We start from the raw sequence: 8972 nt of genomic DNA, 5'->3' as shown, positions 1-8972 counted from the left end.
TTCCAACATGGAAGTACAGTCTTTTGTCTTTCGGGCTTTTAAGTGAACTGCTGCTTTTTTCAAAAAATATGATGGTATGTACTTTTTTCATGTTTTCATAAGAAGGCTTGCTGGATGAATCATCAGCTGCTTGAGATGTTTCATTTCCGGCTTTCCCGGCCGCGGCATCGTCGTAATAATCGTTTCTTTGTCCTTCATTCATTCCCTGCAGCATGCGGAACTGCCTTAATACAAGGTCAGCAGAATAACATGAGATTCTTGCTGCCGGAAAATCATAAGGGACTTTCTGAATCTCAATATTTGTGATGCTGCCGTCATCAAGCCTTACAACCATATCCATAATTACAAAAGAATTAACAAATGCGTAACTGGTATCCGGAAATACCTCAATAACAGTTACATGCTGGCCGAGGATGCAGCTTACAAGCCCGGAAAGCCTTGCCCTTGATTCAACCGGGTTAAATATCATTTTAAAAAATGGGTCATATAAGAGGGGCAGGGTTTTCTTTCCGGCAAAGAAGCCGGTAAAACGGTCAAACCACTCTTTGTCAGACATGAGATAACCATACAGATGTTTGGTTGATGGATTATCTGCAAGAGAATGCAGTGCGGCTTCGTAATTGCGTAAAGTGTCAGGATTATCCGACATATCAGGATTATCTGACATATCAAAATTGCCCACTGCATCAGATATAACGACATTATTATCATCGTTATAAAAAGAAAAGCTGTTTTGTTTATTTTTCAATAAAAATCCTTAACATCGATGTTTTTTCTTTCACGTTAAAAATGTAAAGTGACTTGATTGTAATAGTATAAATTACAAAAATATATAAATATGCATATCTATAGATATACTTATAACATATGTTTTAAAAGTATGCAAGTAATATTTAAAATAAATAAATAATATTAATACTTGCAATTATAGACGAGTTATGTTAGTATTAAAATATAAGAAAGAGGTTGGTTTGAATATAATCTTTTAAGCGAGATGATAGAGCACTTGAACGAACCGTTTTATGATGGCCAATATTTGAAATAAATATTATAAAAAAGGATTGTATCACTACTCTTGACAAAGAATCATAAAAAATCCCGGTCTGTCCACATTACATACAAAACATATGTAAGTAATGGGACAAGACCGGGATGAATAATTCAGGAACAAGTCTGAATTACTTAGAACGGATTTCCTTAACTAAAGCAACAGCTTCTTCTGTCATCTTCTGAATCTTGTCGAATTCACCAGCTTTAATCATATCACCTTTAACCATCCAAGAACCGCCGCAGCAGAAAATCTTGTCACATGATAAGAATTCTTCAAGGTTAGATGTGTTGATACCGCCTGTAGGCATAATTCTTACTGTTGTGTAAGCTGCACACATAGCTTTGATCATCTTGATTCCGCCAGCTGCTGTTGCAGGGAAGAATTTAACTCTTGTAAGACCTCTCTTAACAGCCTGAGCAAGCTCAGAAGGTGTTACGATACCAGGCATAACAGGAATATTCTTTGAGATACAGTAATCTACAACTTCAGGATCGAAACCTGGGCTTACGATAACTGATGCACCAGCTGCAACAGCTCTGTCAACCTGTTCTGTTGTAAGTACAGTACCAGCAGCGAGTACCATATCAGGATATGCTTCGTGCATAAGACGGATAGATTCCTCAGCAGCTTCTGTACGGAATGTAACTTCTGCACATGGAAGACCACCTTCAACTAAAGCCTTTGCTAATGGAAGAGCATCCTTTGAATCATTTAATACTACTACTGGAATTACTCCAAGTTCTTCAAACTTATCTGCTATATTACTCATTATAATAATAGCCCCTTTCTTTTATTTATTCAGACATATTTTAACATAAAATTTAAAAAACTACAATGATGTGATTGTTTTATTTTTGGTTATATCGCAGGTAAGTTTTATCCATTCGTGAATTTCACGGCGGGCGGAGTCTTCTTTTCGATATGCGGCAGAGAATGGAATTAAAAGATTGGGGTCACCAACCTGCATTATGGCAGAGTTATCTGATAATTTCATGGAAGAAAGGTAGCTGTTTAACGTAAATGCAATTCCGTAGCCCTGTTCGGCAAGACGGACTCCGGCATCAATACTGCTTATTTTATAAGTAAGTTCCGGAAGAACATCTGCATAAAGAAGGGCATCTTCTTCAAGCTGGCGAATGCTTTGATTGCTGTGCTGTAAGATAAATCGTTCTTTTTTTACATAGGACAAATCAAGCCATGGATAACTACAAGTGTCCTTTTTTACGGTCATTGATGCGGCAGGATGGTTTTTGGGAAGAATTGCAACAAGGCAGTCATTGTAAATCGTTTCATATGTAAGCCGTGAGTTAATTATACTGTTATATCCAAAAAACATATCAATGTCACCGGCAATAAGCTGCTCTTCAAGCTCAGGAAGATGACCATCTATTGCATAAACAACAGATTGAGGGTAAAGTTTGTTAAATTTAGTCATGACAGTTGGGAAAAGAGATTCTACCTGACGTACCATATAGCCGATACGCAGCCTGACTGCGACATTTTTTCGGATGTCAATCATCCTGTCTTCAAGTTCAAAGCATTTCATCGTAATTTCTCTTGCTGATTTGACAAATTCTTCGCCGGCATATGTAAGTATCATTTTCCGGCCCTTACGCTCAAAAAGCTGCAGACCGAGAGAGTTTTCCAGCTGCTTCAAATGAATGCTTAAAGCCGGCTGTGATAGAAACAGTGCATCAGCGGCTTTTGTGAGATTTCCGTAATTGGCTATAGTAAGTATATATTGCATATCCTTTTCTGTAATCATAAAAATTTCTCCATGTGAAAGTATAAATTTAATTTATACTTTCGATAAAAACATATAATTTCACTTTTGGTTTTTACTATATTAAAATATAAAAAGACAATCGTCAATAACATTACGGTTACTGATAAAATGTTAGTCGAATTTATTTATAATCAGGAAGGAAAAAATTATGCAGCCAGAAGAAAAGCAGAAGAAAAAATGGAAAACGCCGCATACGTTTGTAATTCTTGTTGCAATTATCATTATTGCAGCAATAGCAACGTATCTCATACCGGCAGGTGAATTTACAAGATTTAAAGATGCGGCAACAGGAAAAACACTTGTCGAGGCGGGCAGTTATCACAGAATTGCATCTAACCCGCTCAATCCTTTATTAATTCCGTCAGCTATATACACAGGAATTGTAAAGTCGGCATCAACAATTACATTTATGCTTATAATCGGAGGTGCTTTTGAAGTAATTACATCAACAGGTGCCTTGACAGCATTATGTAAAAAACTTTCAAAGACATTTTCAAAACATAAATATGCAGTTATTCCTGTATTTTTAACTTTATTTTCAATATTTGGATTTACAATGGGAATGTCATCAGAAGTAATGATATTTGTGCCAATCGGAATAACACTTGCTTTATTTCTTGGACTTGATAAAGTTACAGGAACAGCGATGATTGCACTTGGTGCAGCAGTAGGCTTTACGGCGGGTATACTTAATCCTTTCAATGTCGGTGTGGCACAGGATATAGCAGAACTTCCGCTTTTTTCTGGAATGGCTTACAGAATAGTTATCCTTGTCATTCTTCTTGCCGCTACAAGTGCATATATAATTATTTATGCAAAAAAAGTAGCAGCGAATCCTGAAAAGAGTGTTATATATGGAATTCAGGAAGATACAGAATATACATTTGAAGATGTATCTGACAGTATATCAAAGAGCCAGATAGCAGTTCTTGTAATCATGGCAGCAGGATTTGGAATACTTATTTACGGACTTTCTAAAAAAGGCTGGTATTTTGAGGAAATGTCGGGATTATTTATTTTTATGGGAATAGCCTGTGGGCTTGTAAGTGGTTATGGACCAAGCAGGATTGCAAAGGAATTTGGCAACGGAGCAAAAGGTATTGTTGTTGGATGTCTTATAATTGGTATCGCACGTACAGTCGAAGTTATATTAAGTGATGCAAAAATTCTTGATACAATTGTCTATGGAATTGTTAATATTGTTAATGTTATGCCGGGTTCAATTAAAGCAGTCGGCATGTTTATATGCCAGTCACTTATCAATTGCGTAATTGTATCAGGAACAGGTCAGGCAGCAGTAACGATGCCTCTTATGGTACCCGTATCAGATCTTGTTGGAATTTCACGCCAGACAGCAGTTCTTGCATTCCAGCTTGGAGATGGTTTCTCTAACTCTGTGCTTCCAATGTCATCATCACTTATGGGATATCTTGCAGTATCAAAGATTCCATACAGCAAATGGCTCAAATTTATGATGCCGCTTTTCCTTATATGGACTGCATTGGGCTGTTTATTTATGCTTGGGGCACTTATCATAGGATATTAAAATGGAAATAAAAATGATGAATAATTTAAAACAAAAACTTGGAAAATCAATAGAAAACCGCCGCGATGAGCTTACGGCAATGGCTGATAAAATATTTGATTTATCAGAAGTGAGCGGCGAAGAATATCAATCCGCAGAACTTCTTTGCAGCTATCTTGAAAAAGAAGGGTTTGAGGTGGAAAGAGGAACGGGATTTCCTACAGCGTTTCGTGCTGAATGGAGAAATGGAAGCGGAGGTCCTGTAATCGGAATCCTTGTTGAATATGATGCACTTGAAAAGATAGGACATGCATGTGGGCATCATCTTCAGGGACCGGCAGGGATTGGTGCAGCAATAGCAGTAAAAGAATGTATGTCAGAGTATCCATGCACAATTGTTGTGTATGGAACTCCGGCAGAAGAAACTCTTGGTGGAAAGATAGTTATGCTTGATAAAGGATATATGAAAGAACTTGATCTTGCATTTATGTCACATGGCTCACCTAATACTTCTGTAGATGAAAAATGTATGGCACTTGAGAATTTTGTTGTAACTTTTCATGGCATAAAGAGTCATGCCGCAATAAGTCCTGAACAGGGCAGAAGTGCATTAGATGCGGCACTTTTATCATTTCATGCAATAGAAATGCTTCGTGAACATGTAAAAGATGATACACGCATGCATTATACAATCCGTAATGCAGGAGGTCCACCAAATGTTGTGCCGGATTTAACGGTTGCGGAATATACACTTCGATCTTACAGTACAAAATATCTTGATGAAGTTGTTGAGCGGTTTTATAATATAATCAAAGGTGCTTCGCTTATGACGGATACAACTTATGAAATTCAAAGGGACCTTCCGTTTAAGAGTAAAGTTGTATGCCATAAGGTAAACAATCTTCTGATGGAAAATGCGTCATATGAAAATGCACCTGCAATTGCACCTCCGCGTGAGAAAACAGGCTCAACAGATTTTGGAAATGTGCTGTATGAAGTGCCGGGTTCATGTATAAGAATTGCTTTTACACAGCCTGATGCACAGCCACATTCACAGGAATATCTTGATGCCGGAAAATCACAGGCGGCACATGATGCAATTGTTTATGCAGCTAAAATCATGGCGGATTCAATAAGTGATGTGCTTACTAATCCGGGACTTTTAGAAGAAATAAAAGAAGAGTTTAATGCTGCAAAAGAAAAATAAAATATGCAGGAGTGCAGTTGGGTGAGAGATGAAATGAAATGCCGCTTTTGTGGTGGTATTGTTAATTTGACAGATTCAGTATGTCCGCATTGTGGAAAAGAAAATCCACTTGGAAAAAAATATAATGCTGATATGAAAAAATATCAGGAAAGAACAGATGCAGCAGATGCCAGAGTGATGACGAGCCAGTCATATACTGCGAAAGTATATGTGCGTGGAATATATATAATTATATTGCTGGCTGTTTTTCTGGGGCTTGCCGTTTATATGACTGTAAGTGGCAAAGAATTTGCAAAGAAACAAAAAAAGGCGGCACAAAATTATGATAAAGTAGTGGAGAAGCTTGACAGATATTGGAATTACAAAGATTATTATGGATTTTATAATTATTGTGATAATCTTGAAATCGCCGGCTGGTCAGACGGACCATTTCTTTCATATCATCCACAGATAGAGGCTGCACAGATCTATATATTTGTAAATGATTATATTGCAAAATATCTTGCTTCTGATAATATTTATGATAAGAATAGGGCATTGTCGGATGCCTGTAGTCTCCTTGCGGAATTCTATGATTACAATAATCTTCACTATATATATGGAAAGCCGGCATATGGCGAAGATTCTGACACAAAGGTAAGAGAAATCCATGATGATATGTGTCTGATATTAAAGACGTATTTTTATATTAATGACGAAGAATCAGAAAACATAAAAAACATGAGCAGAAGTCAGATACAGACAGTGATTGAAGATAGTATTAACAGACATGATTCGCAAGGAGACATAAAATGAGTGATATGAAAAAAACAGTAACATGTAAATATTGTTCAGCAGAGTATCCTGAAGAACTTGCAAACTGTCCATATTGTGGCAATGCCAATTTTTACGGTCAGGAAAAAATATATATGCAGAGAATGTCGCAGATAAGAAAAAGACTGGCATCCCTTGCTTATATTGACAAAAAAATAATTTTAAAAGAAATCTTGAAAATTGCCGGAATTACTGCTGCCGTAATAGCAGTTATAATAGCTGTGATTTTTACAATTATATCAATTGACAAAAATAATTATTCAAAGCAGATAAATGAGATGAGAGGGAATATTATTAATGAAATCCAGTGAAAAAAGCCACAAAGCATCAATGAATAATTTTGATAAAGAATATAACAGGACAGAAAAAGAAGTTTATAAAAAGACACAGAAACGTGAAAAAATTGCTTCTAAAACTGCTCTGTCTGCTGTTATACCGGCAGTATTACTTATATTGTTCATATCAGCATTTTTGGTTGAACCGATTAATAAGGCAGTAAAAAAATCAAAGATTGACAGCAGTAAAGTTAAGATTAGTGAACAGATATATTCTTATCTTGATAATGGTGACTATGTAGGTTTATCTAAGTATAGTGATTCAATTGATGCATTGGATAACAATTCATTTTCAGAAGAATATCCGGTACTTATGGCTGCAAGATATTATTCATGGTCGCAGTCATTTATGAATAAACAGGATAATAATTATAACCTTGAAGAGCAGGATATATCCGGTTTAAGTGAATATCTTTCAAAATTTTATTATTACTCCCAGATTTCAGCATATAACGATAAAAATAGTACAATATCAGATAAAAATAAATCATATCTTGATAAGATGAGAAAAGATATGGGGAATCTTTTAAAGCAGTATTATCATGTTATTGATGATGATTTAGATAAAATAGCAGAGTATTCGCAGGCATCAATAAGCAGATGTCTTATAGAGAGGAGCTTACATGAAAATTAAGAAAAAAATTGTAATAATGGACATTATTATTGTGCTTCTCGTCCTGGTTAATGCCTGCATGATAATAGCAATAAAAGAAAACAGTGATAATATTAATGTTGACAGTAAAACATATTTCCTGATGAAGTTATATGGTGAAGATGAGTATGGAAAAGCTGTTGATTATGCACAGAAATATTCATTAAAACTTGAAGAAAATAAAAAGAATGCAACACAGGATTTTAAAGAGTGTGTGGCTGTTGCGGATTATTATAAGGCGGCATTTTATAAAAATGTATATGCTGTTGGCAAAGACTCACAAAAATTGTCACAGATGGAACAGAATATGGAAGATGCACAAAAAAGAATGGGGGAAATGTCCCCCATAAAAGTAAAAATAGACCGCATGTTAGAAGAATACATGGTCGCCAATAATTAATTTATCATCATCAATGCTTCCGCGGTAAGCGTGGAAATAGAGGCAGTCTACGTTAATATAACCATTAAGGACTGCTGTTGCAGCTTCAACGCATGCACTATCTGCACCTCTTGCAAGGACTATTGCAAAACGTCCGCTTGCAACCGGCGAAAATTGTCCGGGAGCAAATATGACTTCCTGTATTGTATTGGCAAAACGTGGATTGCGTACACGGTTTATAATGACACTTCCCACAGCACATTTTCCTTCATATGACTGGTTTCCGGCTTCACATTCAATAATAGCTGCGAGCATATCAATGTCAGAAGCAGTATAATCTATATGGGGATAATTGTTTCCCCCGGCATTTAAACTGTTATTTTTTTCCTGCTCACGTCTGGCAGCTTCCTCGGCTTCACGTATCCGCTCTTCTTCAAGCTGTTGTTCATACTGGAGGGCAAGTTCTTCAAACTTTGTAATATCATCACTGTTAGATGCAAGCTCCTGTTGTTTTGAATCAAGAAGTGCATTAAGTCGTTCTGACTGTCTGGATGATTCAGACTTTAATTTATCTAAAGAAGCATAATCTTTTTCAAGTTCATCACTGTTTTCGGCTATCTGCGTTATTATATTTTCCATTTTTTCAAGCATTCTTCGGTCATATGAAGACAATTGCGTCACATATTCTGATTTTGATAAAAAATCGGAAAGTCCCTGTGAACTTAGAATGATATCAAGGGCATTCTGGCTGCCATGTTCATACATATATTGGATCCGTAATTTCATTGCAGCGTATTGTTCGGTTTTTTGTTTGTCAAGTTCTTCTTTCTGCATAGAAAGGTCGTCAATTTTATCTGATAAATCCTGCATCTTTTCGTCAATTTCAGTAAGAGACCTGTTGATATCATCAATCTGTGAGACAAGGTCTGACATATCGGATGAGATATCCGCCTGCTGCTGCCTTAATTCCTCAAGTTTCTGATTTGCATCGTCAAGGTTATCCTGTGTAGTGGCATATGAAATATATGGAATTGTAAGAGACAGACTCAAAGTGCAGGCAGCTAATATATATTTTTTATATGTTATAAAATTTTTAAGCCTTTTTAAAATAAATCCCAAAATAAAACTCCTTAAAAATCATGTCATTTATTAGCATAATTATAATATAAGCGTACTATAAAGTCCATTGGATAAAATTGCAAGAGACGTTTTAAAGTGTTATTA

Annotated in this window: 9 protein-coding genes and 1 pseudogene; 6 read left to right on the top strand and 4 right to left on the bottom strand. The window is 36.0% G+C overall.

Annotated features, from left to right (window positions below; genetic code table 11):
* From H8S01_RS13095 to H8S01_RS13085, 3 genes and pseudogenes are all read right to left on the bottom strand, one after another.
* Positions 1-748 (bottom strand): annotated as a pseudogene (locus H8S01_RS13095) (hypothetical protein); the annotation flags it as partial.
* A gap of 430 nt (positions 749-1178) precedes the next feature.
* The gene (locus H8S01_RS13090; protein ID WP_021866646.1) at positions 1179-1820 is read right to left on the bottom strand and encodes a bifunctional 4-hydroxy-2-oxoglutarate aldolase/2-dehydro-3-deoxy-phosphogluconate aldolase; all 642 of its coding nucleotides are present in this window, start codon (positions 1818-1820) and stop codon (positions 1179-1181) included.
* Positions 1821-1880: 60 nt separating this feature from the next.
* A complete protein-coding gene (locus tag H8S01_RS13085) occupies positions 1881-2816 on the bottom strand; it encodes a LysR family transcriptional regulator (protein ID WP_021866647.1) in 936 nt (311 codons plus the stop codon).
* 169 nt (positions 2817-2985) lie between these two features.
* Here H8S01_RS13085 and H8S01_RS13080 point away from each other — a divergent pair, with 169 nt between their 5' ends.
* The 6 genes from H8S01_RS13080 to H8S01_RS13055 are packed head-to-tail and all read left to right on the top strand — an operon-like array spanning position 2986 to position 7769.
* Positions 2986-4383, top strand: coding sequence for a YfcC family protein (locus tag H8S01_RS13080; RefSeq protein WP_021866648.1), 1398 nt, complete (start codon positions 2986-2988; stop codon positions 4381-4383).
* Between the two features lies 1 nt (position 4384).
* Positions 4385-5569, top strand: a complete 1185-nt coding sequence (locus tag H8S01_RS13075) for a M20 family metallopeptidase (RefSeq protein WP_243204404.1) — start codon at positions 4385-4387, stop codon at positions 5567-5569.
* 21 nt (positions 5570-5590) lie between these two features.
* On the top strand, positions 5591-6364 hold the full coding sequence (locus H8S01_RS13070; protein WP_021866649.1) for a hypothetical protein: 774 nt from the start codon (positions 5591-5593) through the stop codon (positions 6362-6364).
* Positions 6361-6693 (top strand): hypothetical protein, encoded by a 333-nt coding sequence (locus tag H8S01_RS13065; RefSeq protein ID WP_021866650.1) that lies wholly within the window; start codon positions 6361-6363, stop codon positions 6691-6693. The genes H8S01_RS13070 and H8S01_RS13065 overlap by 4 nt, the downstream gene beginning before the upstream one ends.
* Complete coding sequence (locus H8S01_RS13060; RefSeq protein ID WP_021866651.1) at positions 6680-7351, top strand: hypothetical protein; 672 nt, start codon at positions 6680-6682, stop codon at positions 7349-7351. Before H8S01_RS13065 ends, H8S01_RS13060 begins: the two co-directional genes overlap by 14 nt.
* On the top strand, positions 7341-7769 hold the full coding sequence (locus tag H8S01_RS13055; protein ID WP_186837468.1) for a hypothetical protein: 429 nt from the start codon (positions 7341-7343) through the stop codon (positions 7767-7769). The genes H8S01_RS13060 and H8S01_RS13055 overlap by 11 nt, the downstream gene beginning before the upstream one ends.
* Here H8S01_RS13055 and H8S01_RS13050 read toward each other — a convergent pair.
* Positions 7740-8867 (bottom strand): cell wall hydrolase, encoded by a 1128-nt coding sequence (locus tag H8S01_RS13050; protein WP_186837467.1) that lies wholly within the window; start codon positions 8865-8867, stop codon positions 7740-7742. The two genes, H8S01_RS13055 and H8S01_RS13050, sit on opposite strands and share 30 nt — an antisense overlap.
* Positions 8868-8972: the final 105 nt, after the last annotated feature.

Source organism: Lachnospira hominis (ex Liu et al. 2021) (assembly GCF_014287955.1).
Classification (GTDB): Bacteria; Bacillota; Clostridia; order Lachnospirales; family Lachnospiraceae; genus Lachnospira; species Lachnospira hominis.
Note: the sequence above shows the minus strand (reverse complement) of the source record. Positions and strands in the feature narration are given on the sequence as shown.

Coding starts and splice junctions, on each gene's coding strand:
- H8S01_RS13090 (WP_021866646.1), bottom strand. CDS start 1,820: ATGAGTAATATAGCAGATAAGTTTGAAGAACTTGGAGTAATTCCAGTA.
- H8S01_RS13085 (WP_021866647.1), bottom strand. CDS start 2,816: ATGATTACAGAAAAGGATATGCAATATATACTTACTATAGCCAATTAC.
- H8S01_RS13080 (WP_021866648.1), top strand. CDS start 2,986: ATGCAGCCAGAAGAAAAGCAGAAGAAAAAATGGAAAACGCCGCATACG.
- H8S01_RS13075 (WP_243204404.1), top strand. CDS start 4,385: ATGGAAATAAAAATGATGAATAATTTAAAACAAAAACTTGGAAAATCA.
- H8S01_RS13065 (WP_021866650.1), top strand. CDS start 6,361: ATGAGTGATATGAAAAAAACAGTAACATGTAAATATTGTTCAGCAGAG.
- H8S01_RS13060 (WP_021866651.1), top strand. CDS start 6,680: ATGAAATCCAGTGAAAAAAGCCACAAAGCATCAATGAATAATTTTGAT.
- H8S01_RS13055 (WP_186837468.1), top strand. CDS start 7,341: ATGAAAATTAAGAAAAAAATTGTAATAATGGACATTATTATTGTGCTT.